The organism is Saccharopolyspora sp. NPDC000995 (assembly GCF_053599315.1).
This window is the reverse complement of record NZ_JBSFLZ010000038.1, coordinates 1-26,476: the sequence shown is the minus strand read 5'-3', so window position 1 is coordinate 26,476 and position 26,476 is coordinate 1. Positions and strand designations below refer to the sequence as shown.

The following is a 26,476-nucleotide window of genomic DNA, read 5'->3' as shown; positions in this document are numbered from 1 at the left end:
ATGATCAACGGGCAGGAACTTGCATTCCCACCGGGCTTTGCCTGGGGGGTTGGCACGGCGTCGTACCAGATCGAAGGTGGTGCGAAGGAAGATGGTCGTGGAGCGTCCATCTGGGACACCTTCACCGCCCGGGAGGGCACAGTCGTCAACGGTGACACGGGTGAGATGGCCTGCGATCACTTTCACCGCTACCCCGAAGACGTCGCACTGATCGCGGAGCTCGGGTACCCGAAGTACCGCTTCTCGGTGTCCTGGCCCCGAGTCATGCCGGACGGCCGGACGTTGCAACCATCGGGAATCGCGTTCTACGACCGGCTTGTCGACGAGCTGCTCAGCCAGGGCATTGATCCGATGGTCACGCTCTACCACTGGGATCTGCCACAGGCCCTTGAAGACACAGGGGGATGGCGTGTCCGCGACACCGCCGCACGGTTCGCCGATTACGCGGCGACGGTGTACAGCGCTCTTGGCGATCGAGTTCAGGACTGGACGACGGTCAACGAGCCGTTCTGCTCGGCCTTTCTCGGCTACGGCAACGGGGTGCATGCGCCAGGAGTTGCCGAACCCGGCACGGCGCTGGTCGCGGCGCACCATCTCCTGTTGGCCCACGGATGGGGAATGGACGTATTGCGGACAGCCGCAAACCCTGGGCAGCGATTTTCCATCGTGCTGAACTTCTCGCCGGTACTGATCGATGTCGACGACGAGGCGCACCGCGAGGCGGCGCGCAAATTCGACGGTATGCATAACAGGATGCTCCTCGATCCGGTGCTGGGCCGCGGCTATCCCGAGGACGTGCTCGGCGATGTCGCTCACCTGCAGGCCCTGGAACCAGCGATCCAGGACGGCGATCTGAATGCGATTACCGCCCCGATCGACTGGATTGGGGTGAACTATTACGCGCCGACCCGGGTGGCACCGTTGCCGGATCCGACCGAACCGAGCAACTGCGGCCTTCCAGGTCAGCGAGGCTTCAACGTGCTTCCGCCACGCGGCGCGCTCACCTCGTTCGGTTGGGAGCAGACACCAGAGTCGCTGACTGACCTGTTGCTGTGGCTGCACCGGCACTGCCCGGACGTTCCGCTCGTGGTGGCGGAGAACGGCGCTGCCTTCTCTGACGCGGTCGACTTCGACGGTCGGATCCGAGACGGCGAACGGATCCGCTACTTCGCCGAGCACCTCCGCGCCGTCCACCGGGCGATCGAGCAAGGCGTAGACGTTCGCGGCTACCTCGCCTGGTCGTTGCTGGACAACTTCGAGTGGGCGATGGGGTATTCGCAGCGGTTCGGTCTGGTTCACGTCGACTTCGACACCCAGCAGCGCACGATCAAAGACAGCGCCCGGTTCTATTCGCGCGTCGTGGCCGCCAACGCCATCCCGGACGTTGCCTCGGTCGATCGAGTTGCGGACTGACATCGACGTAGCGGACCTCCGCAGGTGATTTTCCTTGTTCAGGGAAAATCCCACTGAACTCGGCCGCGGTCGGGCCCGGTGGACGGCGGGTCATCGCGGTGAAGCGCCGCCCGTCGTCGACGGTCGAGTCGTCCAGGTGTAGACGTACGGGCGGCGTATCTGTGCGGACGTCCATGTGTGCACGAAGGATCGATCGTCGGCGTGCTTCAGACTGCGTACGTACGGAGTATTGCTATGCCGCGCCACTTCTTCCAAAGGTGACTCGGGTGAATCGGCCCGCAATGCGTCGACCGCCTGGTGCATGACGGTACGCGCCTCGGAGTCGACGTCAAAGAGATGGCGGCGGCAAATCTGGTCGCTCGTACGACATCGACGTCACCGATCAACACCTGCGTGACACCGGATCGTTGTTGGCGCGCTACATCCGGCACGCGAAGAGAGTCCCAGTAAGAGGTGTGGTCGGCGCGCGCGTTCGGCCCAGCAAGCTCAAGCCAGAACGAGGAGATGAACGAGTAAACACGTGGGGCAGTACGGCGAACCCGCGAGCACTTGAACCGAGCAACGACCGGGTCTCAGAAAGTCCGGCATCTCAGTAAGTTCGGCCCTGCTGTGGACGACACTGGGTTCGGCAAGAGGTACCGGTTGCCGCAGCTCCGGCATCGCCGCTTCTTCGGGAACGCAATCCAAGCATCGGGGGCCAGATTCCTGGACGAGGTCGGCCGTAGACATGGGTTCGCTGAGCGCGCCGCTAGAGCATAGCTGGTTCGTCTCGGGACACTTGCGGGGACGGCCGCGCCGTCACCGCACCGGCGAAACGTTCTCGATCAGCGCATCAGCTCCGGTGACATCGTGGTCGCCCACCACCGGTGAACGTTGCCGCGAGCGGCACGCTGCCTGGGTTGACGTTTCAAGTTGGTGCGCGCAGTCTCGTGCAGGTTCGGCGTACTCCAATCGTCGGTGGTTCGGTTGCATCGCACCACCGCATGCATCAGCACAATTTGCCAGGTGCTGGTTCACTCCTTGCCGCAGCGGTTTTCGGCATCCCAGTCCACGCCTGCATGAGCTCACCGTAGTGCGATGACCGGACAAGCAGATCGTCGTGCTCACCGAGCAGGGCCTGTCTGCCGTCCATGACCAGTACCTGGCGCGCGCGCCGCGCGGAGGCGAGCCGGTGGGCGATGATCACGAGGATTCCGCCGCGTTCGGCGAAAGCCCGCTCGGCTCGCGCCTCGACAGCCCCGTCGAGGTGCGTGGTGGCTTCATCCAGGACGATGATCCGAGCCGGGCTCGCATAAACCCTGGCGAGAGCCAACATCTGGCGTTCCCCCGAGGACAGGCCGACGCCTCCGTGCGCGAGCGCACCGGACAATCCGCCGAGCCTCTCGACCAGACCGGCGGCGCCGACCGCGCCGGCCGCCGTCAGCAGGTGGGTGTCGTCGGCGTCGGGTGCCAGCAAGGCGAGATTCTCGCGGACACTGCCGGCGAAAAGGTAGGTCTCCTGGGGTGTGAACGTGATGATCCGGGCGCGGTGCGCGGGGTCGACGGCGTTGATCGGTACTCCGCCGAGCAGGACCTCGCCTTGGCATGGCGTGACGGTTCCGGTCAGAAGCCCGGCGAGGGTGGACTTGCCGATCCCGCTAGGTCCGACCACGGCCAGGTGGTCGCCGGGACGTAGCTGGAGTTCGAAGTCGCGCAGCACGGGTTCGGCGTGGCCGCCCCAGCGATGTGTCAGCCCCCGCACCGTGATTGTGCCGTCGCCCGGCTCGGCCCCGCCGTTTCGCCTCACCGGTGGCTGAGCTTCCCCGAGCCGATTGAGCGTGACGAGCAGCCGCAGAACCACTGTGCTCATGGTCGCGGCGAATCCGTGCAAGGCCGGCTGCAGTGTCCCCGTCAGGTACACCAGCACTCCGATCACGGTTCCCGCGCTGAGCCGTCCGTCGGTGTTCATACCGGGCGCTGCCGCGAGCACGAGGACAATCGGGAGAAAGCTACCGACCGCAATCACTGCGGTGCGCAAGGCTGCAGCGTTGGACATTCGGACGGTGGCGTTGGCCTGGGCGGTGATCGCCGCTCGAACCGTAGCGTCGGCGATGTTCTGGGCACCGCATGCGACCACGTCTCGCGTGCCGGCAAGCACCGCTCCCGCAGTTGTGGCGGTGTGCTCGTCGGCCATGGCCACTCCTCGTTGCCTGCGGGCCAGGGCAGGCAGCAGGCAGAGGAAAACCCCTACTGCGACCACGATCGGCGGGCCGATGAGCCAAATCAACGGTCCCGACATCGTTGCCACTCCAGCGAGGGCGCCGACCACCATCACCACGAGCCCTCTCGCTTGCACGAGCAATCCGGCCGTCGCGTCCCGGACGATCTCCACGTGCTGGGTGATCCGTGCGACGCCGGCGGCATCCGGGCCACCACGTGGCGGCGCGGTTTCATGCAGCACGCCTTGTACCACCGTGCGCACCAAGGTGTCGCGTAGCGGCTCGACGATCGTGCCGAGCCGTTGCCATACCAACCGCACTCCGACCGCGCCTGCCACTGCGGCGGCGGCGAATGTGGTCAGCCAAGCAAACCCCACCGCGACCCGACCCGCGGCGAAACCCTCATCGACGGCTCTTTGCACGAGCCCACCGGAAAGGAAAGCCGGCAGCGCTTCCAGCGCTGAGCATGCCAGCAGGACTGACCAGTCCCGCCAGCGCCCGACAAGAGCGCGCCAGTATCCAGCTGCGACCGTCACTGCTGGTCCTCCTCGGTGAACACTGCGCGGTAGGCAGGATCGATCCAAAGGAAGTCGTGCGGGGCGACGGCGCGAACCCGACCGTCCTCCAACCACAAAACCGCGTCCGCGCGGCGCGCGGTGCCGGCCCGGTGCGTCACGACGATGCGGGTCAGATCCGGTAATGCGGTGGAGATGGCGGCCTCCACGCGAGCTTCCGTCACAGTGTCAAGGCTGGCGGTCGCGTCGTCGAGCACCAGCAGCCGGGGCCGTCGCACCAGGGCCCTGGCCAGTCCGATGCGCTGCGCCTCGCCACCGGAGAGCGGGGCCTGCGCAAGCGGAGTGCGGTACCTCGCAGGCAAGCGGTTGATGAGATCGTGGACATCGGCCATGCGGCAGGCCGAGCGGACGTCGTCCGTGTCCGCGCCGGTGCCGTATGCCACCGCTGCGCCGACAGTGTCGCCGAGCAGCGTGGGCCGTTCGAAGCCATATCCGATGGCGGACCGGGCAACCAAATGGGTGGCGAGCCCATCGAGCAGGACGTCACCTCGGTCCGGGCGGCGCAAGCCACCCAGAAGTTCGGCCAAGACCGACTTGCCGGAGCCTGACCGCCCGACCACGGCCACAGTGTCCCCACCGGACACCACGAGGTCGACGTCGAAGAGCGCACCGTCTACACCGACTCCGCTCACCTCGAGCCTGCCCGGCCCGTGCGGCGGAAGCCGATGCGGTGCGGGTTCGGGATCGCCGTCGACCACCTCCGCTATCCGCGTGGCGCACGACCGCGCGCGGGCCAACGCCGTGAACAGCGGCATCTGCCGCACCAACCCCAGTCCAAGAGTCGTGTAAACGAGCGCGGCGAGCACGTCACCGACGCTGATGTCCCCGGTCAGAACCCCGGCCCCAGCTGTGCCGAGAACCGCCACTTGAACACAAGGCAGCAGCAAACCGGCCCGCCACATCATCCGCGCCTGTGTCCGCCACACTCCCGCGCCCGCCGCGCTCAGCTTGGGCAGGGGCCGTAGCACGCGCGCTGTCTCCTGGTCAGCCACACCTGCGGCGGCGATGGTGCGAAGGCCACCAACGGCGTCGAACAACCGGGCACCAAGTTCGCTGGAACTTTCCTGGTAAGCCAGCAAATCCGTGGCGGTATGCCGCAGGTGGGAGCGCGCTAGCAGGACCGCGAGCGGTGTGGCGCACAAGAACACGACGGCGATTCGCCAGTCGAGCAGTACGAGCGCGGTCACCGCTCCCGCCGACAGCACCAGAGCCGTGCCCAACTGGACCACGTTCGCGGTGATCTGCCCGGCGCCTGTGCAGTCACTGGAAATCCTGCTGACCGCGTCGCCGTTGGCAAGGCCTGACCGGTAACCGCCGCGGATCAGCCCGGCGACGAGGCGGACCCGCAGGCGAGCGGTAGCCGAAGCGGTGAGTCGCGCGGTCAGCGCCACTCCCATGACCTCGCCGAGGATGTGAATCGAAACCAGCGAAACCAGCCACATCACCCGGGCAGGTCCGCCATCTCCGGTGATGACGGCGTCGACGGCACCCGCGAGGGCACTAGGCAGCAGGAGACCGGTGGTGGCCGTCAGGAGGGCGGTGAGCACGAGCAAGGCCGTGGCACCCCGGTCCTGTCCAACTACCGAGCGCAGCACGCGATCGCCCCCACCGGCCATGGGCCTGCTCCTTGTCGTTCGAGTTGCCTGCGGCCACACTGGGTGGTGCGGGAGCGGCGCACCTGTCCTGCGCCGCTCCCACACCTACGACGTCACTGGCAGGTCAGCAGGCTGACCGTGCTCTGCGCGCACGCGGCGAGCAGGCTCAGGTTGCTCGAGCCGCCGTAGTTCGAGTCGCCGTAGGCGAGCTCGTTCGGGGCGTCGAGTTCCTGCAGCTCCAGAATCGTTCCCATGGTTTTGTTCCCTTCATATCCATTTCGCTAACCGACCGTGATCCGGGCGGCGTCTTTGTGGGACGGGTCAGGTGAGTGCGCCGAAGAAGGGCAGCACACGGCCATGACCGTCGAGGGTTGCGGCGACCGTCGTCAGCACCCCGGCACCTCCAGTACCGAGGTCCATTGACAGCCGTAGCAACTGGTTACCGGGGATCGCGATTCCACCGTCGCCATAGGGGATTGCATGCCAGCCCAGGGCGCAGAGGTGTCGTGCGATCGCTTCGGCCCAAATAGGGTCGGGTGAACGCCGGTGAGCCGCGGTCAGCGCCGCGAGGAGCCCACAGCGGCCGAACAGCAGGCCGGGATGGATAACGAACTCTCCTACGCAGCCGCGGAGCAGATCGGACTGCCGGCGTAGGCAGGTAGCGTCAGGGTGCCGCGCGGCGAGTTCCTCCGCCACCAGGGCGATTCCCGCGCTGCCCACCGCCAGATATGGCAGGGTGCGGGCGTGGCCGTCGCGGACCTGGAGGATACCGTCGTCGGTGGTCACGCACTCGTCCAGATCCCGGCTGAGCGCGCGGTCGGCGAGTTCGAGCCAGCCGCGGTCGCCGGTTCCGGCATAGAGGTGAGTGAACAGCAGTGCGGGGCCGGACCAACCGTCGAGCAGACCCGCCCGGCCGACCTCTCCCGGGGGCGGAGCGTGGGTCAGTGCGTCGGCGAGCTGGTCACCCAGGTTGTAGGCGTGTTCCCGAAACCCGCGGTCCTCCCTGGTGCCGGCAAAGTGCAAGAGGTTCAGCGCGATTCCGGACAGGCCTGCAGCGAAACCGTGGTCGCGGGTTTGCGCGACGAGAATCTCGGCACCGTCAAGCAGCGCGTCCGCTTCGTCGTGATGACCGAGGTTCTCCAGCACGTAGGCTGTTCCGTGCGCTCCGTCGAAGAAACCAGGACGAGCAGGCGGTCTCCGGCGGACGGCGTCGACCAGCCAGCGTTCGTGCTCCGGGTAGCGGCCCGTTCCTGCGACATCCAATGCGTGCAGGACACCCGCCGCGCCATAGGCGAATCCGGTGCCGCTGAGACGAAACTGCTCGATGTCGCCGGGGAACAACCGGTCGTCGCGTTCGGGCGTCGCTGAGCAGAGGATCGCTTCGGCGAGGCCTTTGCGCACCACGCCCCAGTCCGGATTCGGCTGGTCGAGTTCGGTCGCGGCGGAGACTGAGTCAGCCGGACTCAGCTCACTGCGGATAGAGTCGCCGTAGCCGTTCGGGAGCGGAAACCTGCGCTCGATCACTTCGACGAATCCGGATAGTTTGCCCGGGGCTAGTTCCAACAGCGGATTCAGCGGCAGAAACATCCAGAGTTTCAGCGCAGCAAGCGCATAACGGTCGATGGCGACGCCAGTGCGGCCCTTGGGAGCGCGGAATCCGGGTGCTCCGAGCGCGGGGCGTGGCGCGTCGTCGTCGGCGGAGGCCATCTCGAAGTCGATCAAAGAGACGCCGTCGTCCTCGTCGACCAGCACGTTGAGCGCGTGCAGATCCCCGAAGACCACCCCCCGTTCGTGCAAGCGGGCCAGCAGTCGCTCCACTTTTTCCACCAGTGCAACGGCGCGGTCGGTGTAGTCGGCGATTTCGTGCTCGTCCGGATGCTGCCGTGTGAGTGGATACCGACGCGCCAACCACGAGCCGAGTGGAATGCCGGGCACGAGGTCCATGGCGAGGAAGGTGTGCTCCCACACTTGGAAAAGCTCGTGCGTGGTGGGAATGCCCTCGATGTCTGCGAGGCGCCGCAGGATGTCGCTCTCACGACGCAGCCGGGTGACCGCATCGGTACCGTCGCGGTCCAGGCCTGCGTGCGGGCGGGCTTCCTTGAGCACGACCTGCTTGTCGTCGGCGTCGCGCACGGCGCGGTAGACACCGCCGCCGTTGGAGAAGTGCAGCGATGACGTCACGCGGTAGGGAAGCGCAGCGGGATCACCACTTTTGCGCGCGTTCAGCGATCCAACCAGGCAGTCGGGCACGCTAACCCAGTCGGGAAGGGAGAAACTGGCCCCGCGTTTGTCGGGAACCAGAGTTCCGTCCGGGCCCTGTATGGCGAGCACGCGAGTTCCGTCCAACTCCACCGACCGCTCCACGAAACCGCCGTAACGGACGTATAATGGACCCGTCCCATATCGAAGGTCGCTGAGGATGTACGGCCCCTCCTCGCCTCGCAATTGCTGAGACAATTCTGTCAGCGTCAGCTCCAGTTGACGCTCGTCAAGCGGATAAATTGTGACAAACTTGCCGCTCGCGGACCGCGGCGCATATTTGGTGTTGCAGGACAGGAGAACCCTGGGGCTGTGCAAATGTTTGAACGCGACACGCTCCCGCAGGCAGTACTCGTGGACGGTCGACAGCACCCTCTCGGCGTTGTCCAGCGTGGCCGATACATGCACCTTCCAGCCTTGATCGGGTAGATCGATGTCTTGTGGACGCAGCATCCGCCACGTCCCGAGAGTGCTCTCGATCCAGTCCTTTCCCGGTCCGGAAAGCATGGCTGCGTAATCGTCGTGCAGACCGGAGGGCCCGTGTTGCTCGTCAAAAAAGAGCGGATCTGCGAAGCAGAAAGCCTCGTATCGAAGATCCATTCTAGCCCTCTCGGTATGCGGACATGAGCATGCGTCCAAGTTAGTGGAAACCGCCTCGGCGAGCGCAGGACATTCCCGTTCCGGGCCGCCGATAAATTGCGCCACGTTTTTCCGGAATCGCCAAGACGCCGTTTCGGTGATCGCCGTAGGCCGAACGAGTGTATACGAAAGATGTGCTTGCCAGTAGAATGTTACTTTACGTGATCTCAATTCGAGGTAAGATTCACCCGCTTGTACAGTAACAAGACCTCCTTTCAGGGAAAATGGTCGGCTCGGAAATGGGCCCGGCCCGGCGCGGCGTGTCCGAGATCTCATGGATTCCGCTTTCTGATCGTCCGCTGCGAGGAGCGGTCGTTGGCCGGACGTTGTCCATTCGCCTTTGGGCAGACCAGACCGACTATTCGGGCAATTGATTTGGTCCGCCAGGAGCGACGTTGGCTGGGACCGGCCACCGCCGAAGAGACGCGGGGCTGCCGATATTCGTCACGCCACGAGGCGCCATGCGAGCTGTCATGACGAAGGCGAAGGCCCGCGTGCGAGGGAGCAGGTCTTCTGCCCACATGCCGACACGCAGGGCCGGAGATTCGTTTTCTGGTGGTCGCGCTGCGGATGATCGCCGAATCGCGACAGGTCCGGCTGCCTTCTCTGACAAGCTCAACCTGATGCCGGCACCGAGCGCAGTGGCCTCCCCGCCAACGGCGCAGCGTGTGAACTGGCCAGCGGAGAGGCTGCGAAGGTACACGTGCCAGCGCGGAGAGGCGCGTCGATCAGCCTGACACGCCTGAGCCCCGACGGAACGTAGCCGCAGCGCGAAGGTTTTCCGGCCGTGCCCATTCTCTTCGACGATATGTCGGTGCTACCCGAGCCGCAGCCGGTTGTCGGTGCTGTTCTCACCTCAACGAAGGAACCGCTGCAAGAGCTTGGGGGATGTGCTGGACCCGTTGATCGGCGAGTTGGTGGCGTCCAGCGATGAGCGCTTACTCCAGCACCCACAGTGGACAGAGGCCATCCGCCGGGCGGGTGGCGCCTGCCGGGTGCTCCGGCAGAACTACAGCACCTTAGCTGGCCACAGGTGCCGCGTCGGCGCAGCGTAGCTGCAGAGCGACCGTTGCTGCTTACGGTGCGGTGTGGGCGCGCCAGCGAATAGGAATCGCATACGTCGGGAGATCGGATTACCTTTTTCGCCGCGGCCGTAGGCGGTGCGGCGCAGGGGAGCGTAGCGGCCCCGCGCCGCCAAGGCTTTTGACGACCAGATTTGGGGCGTCGCGCTGCCTATTGTCGGTAGTCCACTGCGCCATAGCAGTTGCTCCGGCTGATCTCCTCGGCGGTCGGTGCTCTGTCAGGGCCCCACAGGGGCACGGGCACGACCCCGGGATCGACGATGGTGCAGTCGCCGAGGAGGTCCGCGATCTCCGCCGGGCTTCGCGGTTGTTCGGGCGTGGGCGTGCGCGAGGAGATCGAGCCTGGCCTGCATTTGTTCCTCCTTCATGCCGATGCGTGAGAGGTGGCTGACCGCCGGGTAGCTCCCGGGAGCTGTGTGGTCGGGGTAGCGGGCCATGATCGCAGCGGACTCGTCTCCGGGGACGAACGGCAGGACTCCGGCTGCGAGCACGCCGATGGGGCGGGCGAAGTCCAGCAGGTCCAGTACTCCAGGAGACGCCAGGACCGCTTCCGGTTCCCGGATGTCGGCTTCGGTGACCGTGACTCGCGGTTCGTGATCGCGGAGCAGGTTCCGCGCATGGTGCACTGCGATGGCGTCGTGGTCGCGGTAGGCGATCCGGGCGCCCGGTTGGATCTCGTGGGCGATCTCGTGGACGTTGCCGACGGTCGGAATTCCCGACCCGAGGTCAAGGAACTGGTCGACCGCAGAATCCCTTCGCAGAAGGCTGATTCGTACCGGCACTCCACGCCAGGCGCTGGTGAAACACCAACGGGATGGCCGAGCCTTCACCGGTTTGCCGGAGGACCCTGCCGCGCTGAAGCCGAGTTGTCCACGCCGAAAACAGGGTTCCTGCGCGGGCCCGCCACGCTCACTGCTCACCCGTTGCCGAAAGCCAGTCACGTCGTCGGCAAGGTCGTTGCTGCACCTGCACGGTGAATCTGGATCTCCGGCGGGGTTTTAAGGACACGACTTGGCTCGATCTTCCGAGGCGAGGCTGTGTCCATCACAGCCAGCGCTCTGAGGTGGCCACAGTCGCCTCGATTATTCGGGGCGGCGCGATGAACCTTCACCGGCCACGTGCCGCATAGAGGGTGCTCATCAGCCGCGGGGGTGTCCTCGAGCTCAGTCGACTGCGGAGGAGAACTGCGGCATCGAAACCGCCGGAACGCGGGGTGCCTCCGGCTTCGGCTCTTCGGCTCGAGGCGTGGTGAACAGCGTTTCCGCTACAGGCTCGGGCTGCTCGACCGGCTTCGGGGCGACCGGTTCGGCGGCCTTCTTGCTGAGGTGCTCGCGGGTGCGCTGCGCGGCGCCGCGGATCTGCTCGGTCAGCTGCTTGTTGGCCTGCCGGACCTGTTCCTCCTCACGCTCCTGCTGGCGTGTGCTGCTCGCCGGCTCGGGCTTCGGTGCGCGCGCGGCCTTGATGTAGCGGTCCAGGACGACCCGGAGGTGTTGGGCGTGCTCGTCGTTCAGGTCGATTTCATACGTCACACCATCCAGCGCGAAGGTGACGGTGTGGTTGGCCGGGGACCCGTCGACATCATCGACGAGTTCGACCTGAATCCGCTCGGCCATGATCACCTGTCTCGGGAACGTGCCCCGCCTCGATTCGCGACACTTGCAGGTTAAGACTACTGCGAGCCTTAACCACGTTGTAGCACGCGGCAGCGCCGTTGTCTCGTACTCAACCATAGAGCAGCTCGTTGCCCAACCGATAACCGCCGGGCGGGTCACGGTACCGCCGCACCCTGCGACGGTCCGTGGCCACCAACGGACAGTAACCGCTGCGGGACAATCCGAGAAAGTAATCCAGCGCAAGTCGCAGAAAATTCCGGCGGCTGGATCATTCTTGCAGCGATCGTTTATTGTTCGCGAGGTCTCACTTCGGTAACAGCGGGTATTTCGGACATGGTCTCTTTCGTCGCGCAACCCTTGATCGTCGACCACGGCGCACCCTGAAGAACGCCATCTACGGGCTGTCCGGAAGGCTGAAGTTGTGCAACGGGTCCGATGCCGTGGCCTATGCGGTCAGGTTTAAAACGATCTGACATCGCTGGCACTGGTCGTGAGTGCGAAAACCACCTGGAGGGTATGTTCGCACTCACGACTTCGTTGCAGATTCACCGTAGGAGATCGATCACGAGCACCTGGGCACCTCTTCCCACGCACGGTTTCATTTCTGCGTCGGTGCCTTTGGCGCTACCCGAGTCGCCGATGCCTATGCGCCCCTGGCTCTCCTACGGGCCACTCCCATGCAGTCCGCTGGGTTCGATCTCGAAAGATCTGCCTTGTTCGCAGTTGTCCATTGGTTCTAGCGGCCCGCCCCAGGCCCCTCGGACAGTGCCTTCAGGCAGCCTCTGCCATAGTGGGTACGGGTGCCACCGAATACGGTAATTACCTTCACCCGTGGGCTAGAACAGGGTAGTTGGCGGCGCCAATTCGTCACGCTGGCGCTGCACCGCCACCAGCGGGACGTAACCGGTGGTTCTGGATGCGCCCATCGGTCAGGCACAGGTGGGGAGCCGTAACGGGGCGCAGTCGCATCCAGCACGCGGCAGTGTTGACTGGGCGCCCAAAGTGGTGGACTCCACGCGCTGGACGTCCCCGGATGGCCGGCCGACCGGGATCAGCATCCAGACCATCGGTGCGGTAACAGCTCCGAACGCGGCGGCCATTGTCAGTGGTAGGAGATGCCCCATGAATCTCCTGCCGCTCGGTTGTCCGCACCCGGCCGTGTCTGTTGTCTCGGCTTCTGCCGTCTGTCGGGGCGGCGTCAGCTTCATCCAACCCATGTTCGGGTGCTTCCCTGCGAGCGATCACGTCCAACACATCAAGCCATGCTGTCGTTTCGCTCCCGCGTCCGCAGGTGTGTACGAAAGAAGTCAGCAATTCCGGACGCGGCAGCCCCTTTCGGCCCAGAACGTCGGCGAACGTGCTGCGCCAAAATCTCACCACGCGCGGCCGCCCGCTCCTCCAATTGCCGGTAGGTCAGCTGTGATTCTTGCTTGAGCCGTCGCATCAGCGCTACGAATTCCATGGCGCCGCGCGGCTATTTCCCATCATGCGGCGACGACGGGTCCGCGATCGTCACTTCCACACCGGCAACCCCTCACCACATCCATCCGCTGACGCGGCGGAACACGCTGCGAACGATCCTGCGGCGACTGCCGCTCATTCGCGGGCTCGATCTCAGAAACAGCCAATGCGCACTCGAGAAACGCGTCATCAAACGACACCGGAAACCGGTAATTGCGAGTTAACGCCATGCAAAATCACTCTGATACAAATTCGAAAACAGCTCCAATAATTCCCCGGACCGGCTCCCTGGGCACGTCCGTCGCAGTCGATCTTCCGGGGATAACTCCAATCTACGCCGGAGGCCCCGCCCGCAAGTAACTACCAGCACAACCGGATGTGATTTATACCATGCAAGGGCACTCTGTCTGTGCGTGCAAACATCCCTGACCTGGAAGTTTTGCAAAACGATAGGATCGCAAAATGGCGAATAAATGCGTCGGAAAACTACCATCGGACGAGTGATGGCTGTACTCAAACGGCCTAGTCTTGCCATTCATAGCGTAACCGTAAGATCGATCTGCGTACAAGTTCACTTGACGTGCCAGCAGTCTGCTATCCGGGAACTTGCCACGCTCAACAGCCAGCCGCTACCCCCGATCAGCGGTACGCCGTCGGCTGTCAGACGGAGGTTTTCCGCCTGACAGCCGACGGCGCGTCGCTCATCCCCGCTGGTGGTCGCCGACATCCTCGGCGCCAACGGCGAGGTCGTCGGCGAGGCGAGCCGCATCGCAGAGACCCCAGAGACATCGTGCGAGCCCTCGCAAACCTTCGGGCCAAGATCGAAAACGTGGGCTATCACCACCAGGGAAGCTCTGGGCGTCCGGCCAGAAAGGAGACCACGGTAGAGCGGAGGACTAAGTTGTGCCGGGCTGACCCGGTTCTTCCCGTTGGCCGAGCGGGGCCTCCGCGGCATTAGCGGTAATTCGGAGATGCGATGGAGAGGTTAACGTCGGGCGAGCCTATAGTCGGCGAACGGCGAGCACGGCTCAGCGCGGAAGTAGCGCAAGAGCACTCGACGGAGAACGGGTTCCAGTCATCGTAGCGAAACTCGGCAACTCGAAGCACTTCGTCTATACCCTCTTGCTGGAGAGTGATGCACCACTTCGCGGGGCTGCGGTCTGTGTTGCGTCTGAGTGCAGCTAGCGGCACGGATCAGCATGGATCATCGCTGTTGAACGGATGTGTTGCCGAATTTTTCGCTACTCAATCAAGGGGTGCCGCCAAGACGGCGCCCGCCGGGGACCCGCGCGGGCTTGAGCCTGCGGCCTGGCGGCCGACCGCGCCCGCCGCGCCCCGGCGACCACCTTGGGACGGCGTAGGGAGCTCCTCAGGGGGCCTGTCGAATCCGGCCTCGCCACCCCAGGGGCCGGCAGGTCTCGGGCTCGGTCAAGCGGCCCTGGCACTCCCAGGCGAAGGACTCTGCCGTGCGACCGTCACGACGCATAACGTAGAGCCCGTACGAGCAGGGGGGCAGCACGCCGTGAACGCGACAGTCATCCGCTGGGGGACGGGGCACGAACTTCTGATGCGGATTGAAAGGACGTCCACCGGCACGTGGCGAGTTACATTCGGAGTGCCGGGGCGTCCCGAGGTGACGGTCGCGTACGACACCGAGAAGGAACTGCGCCGCGACCTCGCAGCCTTGCTCGATGGGACTGCGGAGCCGCCATTTCACGGGTGGCCGATACCCCGCGAAGAGACACGCCAAGACCAAGACCAGTGAGGACCCGCTCGATCAACGTCCGGCTCGATCATGAAAACCCGGGACGCTCGCCGTCTCCCCAGACCCCGGCAGGTCAACAGGAAGTGTGGAGCGGTGACGCTGCGGTTCGCTCGCGGTTTTTCCTCTTTCAGCCGACCTCCGCGGTTAAAGCGAGTGGCTACGCACCCGGCGAATCGTGCCATGACTGGTTGGCATGGGCATTGAGTTTAGTGCACACCTTGGTCGACACCGTTGGGTCGTCGAGCGCTGTTCGGCTACCTCTTGCCGACCATCCGATACGGCGGTACGAGCGATGCGGCCCTTGTTCTGCGGGACCCTCATGCTTGCTGCCGCTCTCATCTGCTGCAAGAAAATCGCAAAATGATAGACGCTCTAAATGCGGGCCCGATGTGCGTCTTTTGTGCGTTTTCGGGTTCGAGGGTCGTCGGCGGCGATGGTCAGCGCGGCCGGGAACGTCGCCAGCAGATCGGCGCGCAACCGGTTGAGCAGACGGCGCTGGTCGCGGGCGGCGCGTTCGTCGGCGCGGGCGATAGCACGCAGTTCACCGGCCAGATCCCCGTGTGGAACGAGTTTGCGCAGGTCCAGGAACTGATCCAGCGCCAGCAGACAGCAGATACGGGCGTCTTCGGCGTCGTTTTTCTTCTTCGCCGGACCGCGACGGCGCGCGACCAGGTCCGGGTTGACCGGTAGCAGCGTGAATCCTGCGTCGAGGAGTGTTTCGACCAGCACACCGTGGCGGGTCTCGAGCACCACACGCACCTCCGCCGGATCGGGTTCGAGGTCCAGGCAGCGAGCCACCAGCCGGGCCGCACCCGCGGCGGTGTGGTCGATACGGAACTGCTTGACCACGCCCTCACCGGGACGGCCAAGCGCCACATCGTGGAACGACTCGGCCCAATCTATCCCCACAGCAAGCAAAAGCGTTGCCTCTCATCAGGTTTCAGTTGTCACCGACCGGGGCTGGAGGCATTGCGTCGTGCTGATAGACCAGTCCTCACCGGGACGACACCTTCCGAGACGACAAGCCTCGCTGCAGTCCCTTGGCGGGGCCAAGGTCGTGCTGGCCACTGCCGCCAACTCCGATGCGATCACGGCGACGGTTGACGGGCTGTCGCATCGCGGCGAGCTGGTAATGATCGGTGCCGTGCCCGAGGCCCTGGGAATCAGTCCGGTCCAGTTGCTCCTGCGCGCCAGGATCGTCCGCGGCCACCCGTCCGGCACCGCGCAGGACGTGCAGGACACCATGGCTTTCAGCGCCCTGCACGGAATCCGGCCGATTATCGAGGTGCTGCCGCTGGAACGAGCCGACGAGGCGTACCGGAAGATGCTGTCCGGAGCCGCCCGCTTCCGCATGGTGCTCACCACTGGCTGAGGAAGCGCCGGGTTCTGCTGCGGCTTCACGAGTTCCCACGAACGACTGTCTTTTGTGGGCAGACGCACGGCTTCAAACCCTGTCTTTGCGGGGTCGGCCTACGGGGCGCGGAAACGTGGTCAGCGGGCTTCGCCTTCGATGTGGTCCGCCGACGTGTTCGTCGTCGGACCACATCACAAGGTTCACTTACTGGTCGACGCGCTGAGCGCGCCCTCCTCGTGGTGGGGCCAGCGGGCCGGTTCGCCGACGGGCATGTCGCCGAGCACCGTGACGCGGCGGCCGACCCGGCGGCCGGCGTAGTCGTTCACGGCGTAGTGCTGGGTCGCTCGGTTGTCCCAGACCGCGACCGCGCCGGGGACCCAGCGATAGCGGCAAACCCGTTGCGGGCTCTCGGAAACTTCGAACAGGTGGTTCAGCAGCGCGTCGCTTTCACCCGATGTCAGCTGCGGGATTCGGCGGGTGAACATGCGGTTGACGTACAGCGAGCGGCGGCCGGTTTCCGGGTGCGTGCGCACCACGGGGTGCTCGGCCTCGCTGCGGAACGAACCGTTCGGGTGCTCGAAGACGTGGACCGCGGTGAGCCCTTCGAGCAGTTCGGACACCGGCGCGGACAGCGCTTCGAAAGCCAGGTACTGGTTGCTCCACATCGTGTCCCCGCCTGCCGGCGGGCATTCCACGAGCTGCAGCACCGATGCGATCGGCGGCGAGGGGCTGAACGTGACGTCGGTGTGCCAGACGTCGGCGCGCGCGCCCTGATCGGAGTCCAGCACCACCAGCTCGTCGTGCCCGGGAAGCTTCGGCAGGAACGGGTGCACCTCCAGTTCGCCGAACCGGCGGCCGAACGCCTTGTGCGCTTCCGGTTCGAGTCCGGCCGCGTCCGGGAAGAACAGCACTAGGTGGTTTAGCAGCAGTTCCCGCACTGCGGTGAAATCGGAGTCGGTCAGCGCGTCGAGCGGCACCCCGCGTACTTCCGCGCCGAGGGCCCCGGACACCGGGCGCACGTCGAAATGGTTGTCGGTCATCGGTTTCTGCCCTTCTCTTGACGTTTTTCGGGCAGGGAAAATGCCCTTTCGTCACCCGGGAAAAACATTCGGGCGATGGTTGACGGGAATTGTTCTGAATTGGCACTCTGGTCGTGCCGGACATGTTCCGGCGGCCCCCGAACCCCTTCGTCGAAAGGATGCTCATGCCGCACGATGCCGCTGCCGAGCTCGCCCGCCTCGTGGACCTGGCGACCCCGTTCGCGATCCGTACCGCGGTCTCGCTGCGGCTGCCCGAGTTGGTCGAGGCCGGCACCACCGGCTTGGCAGAGCTGGCCGCCGCGAGCGAGTGCGACGAGGACTCGCTCGCGCGGCTGCTGCGGCACCTGGTGTCCGTCGGCCTGTTCGCCGAAACCGCGCCGGGCGCTTACGGGCTCACACCGCTGTCGCGCGAGCTGCTCGGGGAGGACCAGCGCTGGCAGCGCGGCTGGCTCGACATCGACGGTCCGGGCGCGAAGATGGACCTCGCCTACACCGGGATGCTGCATTCGGTGCGCACCGGCGAATCCGCGTACGGCCGGGTGCACGGCGTCGAGTTCTGGGCTGACTACCAGTCCGACGAACGGCTGCGGCTGTTCTTCGGCGCGATCATGGCAGCGCATGCCTGGCAGACCGGCCCGGCCGTGGCCACAGAGTACGACTGGTCCGGGGTGCGGCGAGTGCTCGACGTCGGTGGTGGGACGGGGGCGCTGCTCTCGGAGGTGTTGCACAAACACCAGCACCTGACGGGCGCCGTGCTGGACCTGCCACCGGTGCGTCCCGAGGCTGAGCAGGCGTTCGCCGAGGCCGGGCTGTCCGAACGCGCGGAGTTCGTCGGCGGCAGCTTCTTCGATCCGCTGCCGGTCGGCTACGACGTGCTGCTGGTGTCGCGGGTGCTGACCGACTGGAACGACGAGAACGCCACGAAGATCCTGCGCCGCTGCGGCGAGGCTGCGGGGCCGGAGGGACGTGTCGCGATCGTCGAGGTGCTCGTCGGCGAGGAGCACGCGAAGAACAACTCCTCGTTCGACCTGCAGTCGCTGACACTGCTGGGCGGTCGTGAGCGCACCAGCGAGGACTTCCATGCGCTTGCCGCGGCTGCGGGCCTGTCGGTGCACGCCACGCACCGCTGGCCGAGCGGGCTGGTCATCGTGGAGTGCACCGGCTGACACCGCGCTCATGCCCAGGACGGGAGCTGCCGGGCCCGCGGGTCCGGCAGCAACCCCAGCTGGTGCAGCCGGTCCAGCGGGGTCAGCGGGTGCACGCCCAGCCCGGACATCGTGTGCATCACGGTGTAGCTGATCCGGTCGTTGCCCCCGGTGCCGCGCAGCGCCCGGCGACCCGCGAACCGGCCAACCCGCGAAAGGTCCGTGATCATCCTCGCCGCGTTGTGGCTCGTCCGGCCGATGTGCGCCAGATTCTCCCGGCGCGCGGCCGAGTACCGCGTCAGCGCGTGGTCGACGGCGGCGGGGGCGAGCGAGCCGCCCTGCCGCAGCATCGTCGCGAGCTCGTGGGCGTCGGCGATCGCGCTGTTCATGCCCTGCGCGGCCATCGGGTGCACAGCGTGCCCGCTTTCCCCGACCAGCGCCAGGCCCGGGACGGCAAGCGATGGCGCGAGGAACCGGGACACCGGCAGCAACTGCCGGGCGGCGAGGTTCGTGCGGATCGACTCCTCCAGCGGTGCGAGCGCGGGAGTCTCCCGGACCAGATCGGTGGCCCAGCGGTCCAGTCCGTCGGCGCTGAGACCGCGCATCTCGTCCGCCCCGGCCTGCGCGTAGAGCCGGATCCGGCCGTCCGGCAACGGGTAGCGCAGGCGCAGCCCGCGCGGCGTGACGTAGGCGGAGAAGTCGGGTTCGACCTCCGGTGCGTCGTGCAGCTCCAGCGCGACCAGCCGGTGCGGGTAGTCGTCACGGCGGATCTCGATACCGGCCTCGCGGCGCAGGCGGGACGACATGCCGTCGGCGGCGACCACGAGCGCTGCGTCGACGACGGCGTCGCCGATCCTGACTCCGGTGATCCGGCCGCCGTTGGAAACCAGACCGGTCACCAGTTCGCCGCGGCAGAACTCGACGTTGTCCGGCAGGGATTTCGCTAGCGCTTCGAGGATCGCCGGGTAATCTTGGGCGAGCAGCCAGTTGCGCTGCGTGGGCAGGCGCGCGTAGTCGAGGGCCATTTGCGCGCGGCCTTCGGCGTCGCGAGCGACCAGCTTCCCGAGCCGCAACGCCCCGGCCGCTTCCAACCGCTTCGCGACGTCCCACTCGTGCAGGATCGCCAGCGCCCCCGGCTGGAACACCTCGCCCTTGGCGACCGGCCGCACCCGCTCCTGCTTGTCCACCAGTAGCACGCGCCGGCCCAGCCGACCCAGTGCGCATGCCGCCGCCAGCCCGGCGACGCCGGCGCCGCACACCACGACGTCGTAGGTCATTCCGCCACCGCCTTCCGGTAGCGGGCGAGGGCTTTCAGCGCGAGACCGTGCGCTAACGCGGGATTCGGGTACCGGCATACGTGCCGCACGTATTCGTTTACGTTCGCGGCGGGCCAGCCGCCGGCGGGCAGCCGGTGCGCGAGCAGCCAGTCCACACTGGACCGTGCGGAATCCGGCCCGGTACCGGCGGCCAGCAGTGCCGACACCGCCCAGCCGGTCTCCTCGACGGTTCCGGGCGCGCCGTCGCCGGTGCCCCACGAGCCGTCGGCCAGCCGCGTGCGTTCGAGCCACGCCCGCGCGCGCCGTGCCGGTTCGCTTTCTGCCGCACCGGCTTTGGCGAAGGTCTGGAGCACGGCCGAGGTGCCTGCGGTGTGCATGCGGTACCAGACGGACTCGAAGCTTCCGTCCGGCTTCTGCGCCTTGGCCAGCCAGCGCAGCGCCCGGCGTACGCGGCGGTCTTCGGCGGGCACGCCCGAGTCCAGCAACCCGTCCACGGCCTGCGCGGTCATGTGCGGGCACGGTCCGCTGTTGGCGACCTTCGTGTTTCGCACGCACAAGCCCCACGAGCCGCGGGTGTCCTGCTGGAGCGTCAGCCAGGTGACGCCGCGGCGCACGGCATCGGCCTGGTCCGTGCCGGGCAGGTGGTTCAGCACGGACAGGATCTCGCCGGTCTCCAGCGTCGCGGGCCAGCCGCGAGTTCCCGACCAGCCCCAGAACCCGGGCGCGCAGCCGAACGCGGTGAACGGCTGGTCCTGTTGCAGGCGAAGGAATAGCTCCTTGACGGCGGCCAGTCGGGCGTCTTCCGCGTACCCGGCTTCGAGTAGACCGGCGGTGGCGTACATCGACCAGGTCAGGTCCAGCGGTCCGCTTGACCACGAGCCGTCTTCAGCGGCCATCCGGCGGAACCAGCCGACGGCACCGTCGACCATGTCACCGCCCAGCCCGGCGCGGGCGAGCCCGGTGCAGATCAGCCCGGTCACCCAGGCGTCCTCGCACCATCCGCCGGTGCTGCCCTCGTGCTCGTAGACCTGCCGGATCACCCCGAGCGCGTTCGGCTGCGCGAGCTTCGCCAATGACTGCTGCAGCCAGGTCAGCGGTTTGTGCCGCGCCTGGGCCAAGCCGAGCGCGGAGACCATCGGCGCGCGGAGGTCGAACAGCCGCCGGTACAGCCCGGGCAGCAGCGCCAGCTCAAGTGGGAACCGCCGCATCTCGCGCGCGTCGAGCCAGCCCACGAAGCCGTAGAACTGCCGACACCACGCGACGACCTCGCTGTGCGGGATCGCCTCCAAGCCGCCGAATTCCCGCATCCACTCCTGACCGGCCTCGACGGCGGTGGCATTGCCGCGCGGATCTGTCAGGTGCAGCACGGCCGACGCCACTGCCGTCGGCCCGGCCTCGGACGCCTCGCCGGGCACCATCGCCCAGCCGCCGTCGGCGGCCTGCGTGCGCTTGAGCCAGCCGACGCCTGCCTCGATCAGGTCCGCAGCCCCTCCGGGATCGGCGAAGTGCAGCGCGCACACCGCGCCTACCGTGCCGAGCGTCGAGGTCAGGCTTGCTCCGCCGTAGTCGAACACCCCGTCCTCGCGTTGTGCGGCGAACAGCGCCTCGGCGCCCTCGCTGATCGCCTCGGTGATCTGGCCGGAACGCAGGAAGGTCACACCGGGTCCTTTCTCCCGGCCACCGCAGGGGCGGGCGGGAACTCGTGGCGGGCGCGCATCAGCGCTTGGGTGAGTAGCGAGAACAGCAGGACGGGCAGCACGAGTGCGATCGCGAAGCTGCTGCCTGCGGCACCTGCGATGACCGCGGCGGCTAGCACGAGGCGTTCGGCCACCAGCAGTTCGTGGGCGCGGAGCGCGGTCCGCGCACTCACGACGTCGCCCGCGCGCACCAACGGGGTGAACGCGCAGGCCCCGATGATGGCGGCGACGGCGGTGATAGCAAGCTGCGCCGCCGGATCTGGTGTCGCCCACAGCGCGCCGAGCGCGACCAGCGCGACGCCACCGCTGTACAGGCGCAGGGCGAGCAGGGCCGCGTGCCGGACGCCGCGGCGCACCGGCACCGAGCGGTAGCCACCGGCACGGTCGCCGTCGATGTCGCGGACCGTTCCCACCAGATTCGACGCGGTGTCGTGCAGGAGGAAACCCGCCGACACCGGCAGCAGCGGCCACGGGGGCGAGGGCGCAGCCGCCATTGCGCCGATCACGAGGGTGAGCGCGGTGAGCGAGCCGCGCGTGATGTTGCCGGCGATGCCGCGCTGCTTGAACACCTTGCTGTAGGCCACGATCCCGGCTACCGCGACGACGAACAGCGGCACGATCCGCCAGTTCGCCCACACCACCAGCACGGCCGAAAGTGCCGCGCACGCCAGGCCGCCGCACAGCGCGGCCTCGGTGGACAGCCGTCCCGACGGGATCGGCCGATGCGGTTTGCCGATCGCATCGAGGTTGCGGTCGAAGTAGTCGCCGAGGTAGTGCCCGGACAGCCAACCCAGCGTCGGGGCCAGCGTCGCGACGACCAGCGCGTCCGCACGACCCACGCCCCCGGCCACCGTGGTCCCCGCGAGCCCGAGCAGGGCGGGGTAGCAGGAGGTGTAGGGGCGCCAGGTCTGCACGTGAGCGAGGACCGACCAACCGATCCGGCGGCACAGTCCCGTGATCGTCGGCGTCACGATCAGCGGTCCCTCCGCGCCGCGAGCTCGGCCACCGCGCCGAGCAGACCGGCGGCCTCGGCGACGGGGAGCACGCCGAGGCCGGACTTGGCCAGCCGCACCTCCTCGCGCGCCTGCGCCAGTGCGAGGTCTAGCGCGCCCGTCGCGACCACGACCTCGCGCAAGGCTGCCAGGGCCGCATCTGGTCGGAGCCCGCCGGCCAGCACCTGCTCGATCCGCCACCGCTCGGCCGCTGCTCCCTCGCGGTGGGCCAGCAACACCGGGAAGGTCGGACGCAGGTTCGCCACGTCACTCGTGTCCGGTTTCCCGGTGACCGCGGGATCACCCAGGAACGGCAGCAGGTCGTCGTACATCTGGAAGGCGAGGCCCGCGTGCTCGGCGAACTCCGTGACGACGCCGACCTCGCCGGGCGATCCGCCGCCGAGCACCGCACCGGCCTGGCACGAGCCGCGGAACAGCGCACCGGTCTTGAGCGCGGCCATCTGGAGGTAGGCCGCGAGACCGCTGCCCGGTGTGTCGTGCGCAGGCGGCACGAGCAGCGCCTCCTGCAGCTGGCCGCGGCACAGGTCTTCGCCCGCTCGCGCGAGTATGCGCACTGCGGACAGGATGTTCGCCTCCGGCACGGCGCATTCGGTAAGCGCACCGAACAGCTTGATGATCAATGCGTCCCCGGTGACGATCGCGTCGGACACGCTGTAGCGGGCGTGCACCGACGCCCGGCCACGGCGGGTGTCGTCGCCGTCGATGATGTCGTCGTGCACCAGTGAAGCCGCGTGCAGGTACTCCACGGCCAGCGCTGCGGGCATCACCGCGTCGCGATCGCCGCCGACGGCCTCGGCCGAGGCCGCCAGCATCAGCGGCCGCAGTAGCTTGCCCGGCGACAGCAGCGCGTAGCGGGAAACCTCGTCGAGGCGTTCACCGGTGGCGGGCCAACGCGTGGTGAGCGCAAGCCGGATGTCCGTCGCGACAGCGGACGAGGTGACCTCGTGGATCAGGGCGTCCGAGGCGGTCATTGGGTGAACTCCTTGGCCAGCACCAGCAACGCGTCGTTCGCCTCCGGCGTCCCGGTGCTCACGCGCACCCCGGCGCCGGCGATCTCGCGCACCACGACGCCGCGCGCGACGCAGTAGTCCACAAAGGTCTTGTTTCGTTCCTCGAGCCGCAGCCACAGGAAGTTCCCGCCGCTGGGCGGCACGTCCCAGCCCAGTTCGAGCAGCCCGGTCCGCACGCGGTCGCGCTCGGCCGCCACCTCACGACAGCGTTCGCGCATAGCGTCCTCCGCGTCGAGCGCCGCCAGCGCCGCGGCCTGCGCGACGGTCGGCACCCGGTAGAACGGCATCATCGGCCGCAGCGCCGCGGCCACCGGTTCGGCCGCCACCAGGTATCCGACGCGGAGGCCGAGCAAGCCGTGGGACTTGGAGAACGTGCGTACGACCGCGACCCGGTCGTCGGCCGCCGCGAGGGCGAGCCCGTCGGCGATCTGCGCCGGGTCGGCGAACTCGCGGTACGCCTCGTCGACCAGCACCAGCACGTGCGCAGGCAGCGCGGCGAGGAAGTCCGCCAGTTCGGCGCGGCCGAGCACCTCGCCGGTCGGGTTGTTCGGGTTGCACAGCAGCACGACCTTCGTCTGCGCAGTGACGGCGGCGGCCAGCGCTGCCAGGTCCTGGCCGTCCCCGTCCGAGGGCACCGCGACCGGTTCGGCCAGCGCGTTGCGGATCAGCAGCGGGTAGAGCTCGAACGACGGCCAGGCGTGCACGACGGCCGTGCCGGCGCCGGTGTGCGCGGTGAGGAACTGCTGGATCAGGGCCCCTGAACCGGCGCCGGCGACCACCCGCTCCGGCGCGAGCGCGAACCGCTCCGCGATCGCGTTGGTGAGTCCGGTGGCCAGCGCGTCGAGCGTGAGGTGCATGCGACCAAGGCTGCTTTCGGCCGCTTCGAGCACGCCGGGCAATGGCCGGGAAGTGTTTTCGTTCAGGGACAGCTGATGAATGATCTTAGTCACGTGAATGAAGGCCTTTCCGTTGCCGCACAAGGGCTTTCCATTGCCTGTCACCACATTCTAGATCAGAGCTTCCGACAGACTGCTGTATGTAGTGATCGATTGTCAAGCAGCTGAAAGCAAATTGTCCATCGGTCAAAACTGTGACATTCGGTCTTGCTTTCCCGGGCACGGTCGCCGGAATTTTGGGCATCATTCCCGGTGGTGGATCGACGGTAGGCCGACAATTCCCTAGTCTCACGTGCTAGATGAGCGCACTCCGGTTTCCGGGTTGTGACGAAGGTGTTTCCGTCGGCGGCTCAAGCCCAAGGCGGCGAGGTCCTCGGCCAGCACGTCGAAAGCCCGGCGCTTCCCGCGCCTGTCGGGCCAGATCCGCCGCGCGGCGCCGGATTTCGCCGTCGGCGAGCACACTGCTGGTCATCTCGGCCAACGCGTCCGGCGTCGCTGCGGCGGGGTCGACGTGCAGGCCCAGCCGGCTCGGTGACGCGACGTGCATTGTACGGCTGGTCGGCGAACAATGGCAGGTTCCCCATCGGAGAGCCGGCCTGCACCGCCTCGTGGACGCCCCCGAAGCCGCCGTGCGAAAGGAAAATCGCAGCTCCGTCGAGCAGCTGTCGTTGCGAAGCGAATGAAACCAGGCGGACGTTCGCCGGTCGCGGCCCGGACTAGCTCTCCAGCGCCTGCCCCAGCGACACCACGCCGGTGCAGGGCAGCTCACCGAGCGCGGCGACCATCACGGCGAGCAGTTGCAGGGTCTCGGGGACGACGGCGTGCGCGACCGTACCGAGCCAAGCGAGCACCAGCGGCCGTTCGGAGTCAGCCGTAACTGCATGTGGCGCAACCGAATTCGGCCGATAGGCTTGCAGGGATGGCGCGCGCAGGCGCCCCGGGTACCACGCGACGGGCACAACAGCGGCCAGCAGACCGTCGTTCGGCTGCCACGGATCGTCCGTTGGAGCGAGCCCGAGATCGACCAATTGACCGTTGAGCGTGCCGCGCAGGAACGGCAAAATGTGCGAACGAGTACGGCGCGATGTCGAGCACCGCGCGGGGCAGGTCGAGCCGTTCTGCGGCGAGGTAACCGCCGAATTCGTTGCACTCCCGGACGACCACGTCCGGCCGCCAGTCCGCCGCCGCAGCGATCAGATCCCGGGCGAAGATCCCGGCAAGCGGCCCGGCGAACGCCTTCGTCAGCGGACCGGGGTCCTCGCAGGCGCGCGCGGTCTCCTCGACGAGTTCGCCTTCGGCTCCGGCGAGTAGTAGGGCAGGCTGGTCAGGACGATCCGCATCGTGCCCCGTTCACCTCCGTGCGTAAGCGGTCTCGGTGCCCAGCCCGCGGAGCACGCCTTCCGGCCGGTCCGCGGTGACGGTGAATCCGCGTTCCGCCAGCGGTGTGCGCACGGCAGCCGGGGCACCGGCGAGGTCGTGCACTTCGAGCACGACTGCCGGGTCCTGGCCCAGTCGTGATCGTCGATTCCGGCGAGCGCGTCGGCCTCGACGCCCTCGATGTCTATTCTCAGTAGGTCGATCGTCGCGGGCAGATCGACGGTCGCGAGCACGTCGGAGAGGCGATCGACGGGCGTCCGCGCCTCGCTGCGGACAGCGGGCAGGCGTTGGCGGTACGCGCGTTCCTCCGGCGTGTCGGCCAGCTCGCCGATCCTGGCCTTCTGCTCCGGGTACCAGGTGGATCCCAGGCAAGTCGGGGAAACATGTGAACGCGATCTCCGGTTCCGGTCGCGTGCCGAGCGCCCGCCGCAACGCCGTGACGCCGGTGGTGTCGTGCCGGTCGAGGTTGGCGAGCAACGCCTGGTACGTGCGGGGCATCGGCTCGATAGCGGCCACCCGTGCCCGCAGGTGGTGTTGCTTGGCGTACAGGGTAAACAGCTCGATCTTCGCGCAGAAGTCGATCACGACCTGGGCGCCGTCGAGCGTGATCCCGCCCCGCAGGACGCAGTTCCCGTGGGGGATTTCGGTGTGGACCAGGCCGATCTCGGCCGTGTCCCCGGAATCGGGAATCGTGAATCGCTGACCGGCACGTGGCACCGGAATTCGGCTTCGAGATCGACTTACCGGAGCCCAGCCACCCTACCGCCACCTTTCCGACGCGTCCGGCGGTCCAGAATAGGAGCGCCCGTGCAGGAGGGTCAACCACCGTCGAAATCGCTACCACGGGCGGGGTTTCAATAGTAAGTCCAGTGCGGTCAGTCCAGTGTGGACGTGTATTCGCGGGGTGGATCGCCGGGGGTGGGGACTGCAACTAGCCCTCAAATAAGCGAGTCGGTCACTGTGGGGGCGGTAGTAGCCGAAATGATCACTTTGGCGTGAGCGTGGGATATGCCGATGAGTGGTGGGGGGCGTTGTGGGGCTCGTATGGGCCGGTGTCGTGGCGCTCG

At 67.0% G+C, this 26,476-nt stretch carries 19 protein-coding genes and 1 pseudogene; 4 read left to right on the top strand and 16 right to left on the bottom strand.

Annotation, left to right across the window (positions count from 1 at the left end; translation table 11 throughout):
- A complete protein-coding gene (locus ACWDKQ_RS15415) occupies nucleotides 1-1,413 on the top strand; it encodes a GH1 family beta-glucosidase (RefSeq protein ID WP_450139396.1) in 1,413 nt (470 codons plus the stop codon).
- 988 nt (nucleotides 1,414-2,401) lie between these two features.
- Here the strand turns inward: ACWDKQ_RS15415 and ACWDKQ_RS15410 are convergent.
- From ACWDKQ_RS15410 to ACWDKQ_RS15380, 7 genes and pseudogenes are all read right to left on the bottom strand, one after another.
- On the bottom strand, nucleotides 2,402-4,147 hold the full coding sequence (locus ACWDKQ_RS15410) for an ATP-binding cassette domain-containing protein (protein WP_450139395.1): 1,746 nt from the start codon (nucleotides 4,145-4,147) through the stop codon (nucleotides 2,402-2,404).
- Nucleotides 4,144-5,802, bottom strand: a complete 1,659-nt coding sequence (locus ACWDKQ_RS15405; protein ID WP_450139394.1) for an ABC transporter ATP-binding protein — start codon at nucleotides 5,800-5,802, stop codon at nucleotides 4,144-4,146. The genes ACWDKQ_RS15410 and ACWDKQ_RS15405 overlap by 4 nt, the downstream gene beginning before the upstream one ends.
- Before the next feature lie 92 nt (nucleotides 5,803-5,894).
- Nucleotides 5,895-6,035, bottom strand: a complete 141-nt coding sequence (locus tag ACWDKQ_RS15400) for a SapB/AmfS family lanthipeptide (RefSeq protein ID WP_450139393.1) — start codon at nucleotides 6,033-6,035, stop codon at nucleotides 5,895-5,897.
- A gap of 67 nt (nucleotides 6,036-6,102) precedes the next feature.
- Nucleotides 6,103-8,640 (bottom strand): class III lanthionine synthetase LanKC, encoded by a 2,538-nt coding sequence (lanKC, locus tag ACWDKQ_RS15395; protein ID WP_450139416.1) that lies wholly within the window; start codon nucleotides 8,638-8,640, stop codon nucleotides 6,103-6,105.
- Nucleotides 8,641-9,912: 1,272 nt separating this feature from the next.
- Nucleotides 9,913-10,543: pseudogene (locus ACWDKQ_RS15390) on the bottom strand (SAM-dependent methyltransferase).
- A 381-nt stretch (nucleotides 10,544-10,924) separates the two neighbouring features.
- Complete coding sequence (locus ACWDKQ_RS15385) at nucleotides 10,925-11,374, bottom strand: Lsr2 dimerization domain-containing protein (protein ID WP_450139392.1); 450 nt, start codon at nucleotides 11,372-11,374, stop codon at nucleotides 10,925-10,927.
- Nucleotides 11,375-14,972: 3,598 nt separating this feature from the next.
- Entirely contained in the window at nucleotides 14,973-15,509 is a 537-nt protein-coding gene (locus tag ACWDKQ_RS15380) for an IS110 family transposase (protein WP_450139391.1), read from the bottom strand.
- A 67-nt stretch (nucleotides 15,510-15,576) separates the two neighbouring features.
- Here ACWDKQ_RS15380 and ACWDKQ_RS15375 point away from each other — a divergent pair, with 67 nt between their 5' ends.
- Complete coding sequence (locus ACWDKQ_RS15375) at nucleotides 15,577-15,972, top strand: zinc-binding dehydrogenase (protein WP_450139390.1); 396 nt, start codon at nucleotides 15,577-15,579, stop codon at nucleotides 15,970-15,972.
- A gap of 182 nt (nucleotides 15,973-16,154) precedes the next feature.
- Here the strand turns inward: ACWDKQ_RS15375 and ACWDKQ_RS15370 are convergent, their stop codons facing one another.
- Nucleotides 16,155-16,994: a TauD/TfdA dioxygenase family protein gene (locus ACWDKQ_RS15370; RefSeq protein ID WP_450139389.1), complete on the bottom strand. Its 840-nt coding sequence runs from the start codon at nucleotides 16,992-16,994 to the stop codon at nucleotides 16,155-16,157.
- Between the two features lie 164 nt (nucleotides 16,995-17,158).
- Here ACWDKQ_RS15370 and ACWDKQ_RS15365 point away from each other — a divergent pair, with 164 nt between their 5' ends.
- Nucleotides 17,159-18,160 (top strand): methyltransferase, encoded by a 1,002-nt coding sequence (locus ACWDKQ_RS15365; RefSeq protein WP_450139388.1) that lies wholly within the window; start codon nucleotides 17,159-17,161, stop codon nucleotides 18,158-18,160.
- An 8-nt stretch (nucleotides 18,161-18,168) separates the two neighbouring features.
- On the opposite strand, the gene ACWDKQ_RS15360 is transcribed toward ACWDKQ_RS15365, so the two are convergent.
- The 7 genes from ACWDKQ_RS15360 to ACWDKQ_RS15330 form a co-directional block, all read right to left on the bottom strand.
- Entirely contained in the window at nucleotides 18,169-19,416 is a 1,248-nt protein-coding gene (locus ACWDKQ_RS15360) for an FAD-dependent oxidoreductase (protein WP_450139387.1), read from the bottom strand.
- The gene (locus ACWDKQ_RS15355) at nucleotides 19,413-21,074 is read right to left on the bottom strand and encodes a prenyltransferase/squalene oxidase repeat-containing protein (RefSeq protein ID WP_450139386.1); all 1,662 of its coding nucleotides are present in this window, start codon (nucleotides 21,072-21,074) and stop codon (nucleotides 19,413-19,415) included. The genes ACWDKQ_RS15360 and ACWDKQ_RS15355 overlap by 4 nt, the downstream gene beginning before the upstream one ends.
- Nucleotides 21,071-22,084, bottom strand: coding sequence for a UbiA family prenyltransferase (locus ACWDKQ_RS15350; RefSeq protein ID WP_450139385.1), 1,014 nt, complete (start codon nucleotides 22,082-22,084; stop codon nucleotides 21,071-21,073). Before ACWDKQ_RS15350 ends, ACWDKQ_RS15355 begins: the two co-directional genes overlap by 4 nt.
- Before the next feature lie 2 nt (nucleotides 22,085-22,086).
- Nucleotides 22,087-23,097, bottom strand: a complete 1,011-nt coding sequence (locus tag ACWDKQ_RS15345; protein ID WP_450139384.1) for a polyprenyl synthetase family protein — start codon at nucleotides 23,095-23,097, stop codon at nucleotides 22,087-22,089.
- Nucleotides 23,094-24,086 (bottom strand): aminotransferase class I/II-fold pyridoxal phosphate-dependent enzyme, encoded by a 993-nt coding sequence (locus ACWDKQ_RS15340; RefSeq protein ID WP_450139383.1) that lies wholly within the window; start codon nucleotides 24,084-24,086, stop codon nucleotides 23,094-23,096. The genes ACWDKQ_RS15345 and ACWDKQ_RS15340 overlap by 4 nt, the downstream gene beginning before the upstream one ends.
- A gap of 296 nt (nucleotides 24,087-24,382) precedes the next feature.
- A complete protein-coding gene (locus ACWDKQ_RS15335) occupies nucleotides 24,383-24,676 on the bottom strand; it encodes a hypothetical protein (RefSeq protein WP_450139415.1) in 294 nt (97 codons plus the stop codon).
- 72 nt (nucleotides 24,677-24,748) lie between these two features.
- Nucleotides 24,749-25,093 (bottom strand): hypothetical protein, encoded by a 345-nt coding sequence (locus tag ACWDKQ_RS15330; RefSeq protein ID WP_450139382.1) that lies wholly within the window; start codon nucleotides 25,091-25,093, stop codon nucleotides 24,749-24,751.
- Between the two features lies 1 nt (nucleotide 25,094).
- On the opposite strand from ACWDKQ_RS15330, the gene ACWDKQ_RS15325 reads away from it, so the two are divergent.
- On the top strand, nucleotides 25,095-25,343 hold the full coding sequence (locus tag ACWDKQ_RS15325) for a hypothetical protein (RefSeq protein ID WP_450139420.1): 249 nt from the start codon (nucleotides 25,095-25,097) through the stop codon (nucleotides 25,341-25,343).
- On the opposite strand, the gene ACWDKQ_RS15320 is transcribed toward ACWDKQ_RS15325, so the two are convergent.
- Complete coding sequence (locus tag ACWDKQ_RS15320; protein WP_450139381.1) at nucleotides 25,274-25,642, bottom strand: hypothetical protein; 369 nt, start codon at nucleotides 25,640-25,642, stop codon at nucleotides 25,274-25,276. The two genes, ACWDKQ_RS15325 and ACWDKQ_RS15320, sit on opposite strands and share 70 nt — an antisense overlap.
- Between the last annotated feature and the right edge of the window lie 834 nt (nucleotides 25,643-26,476).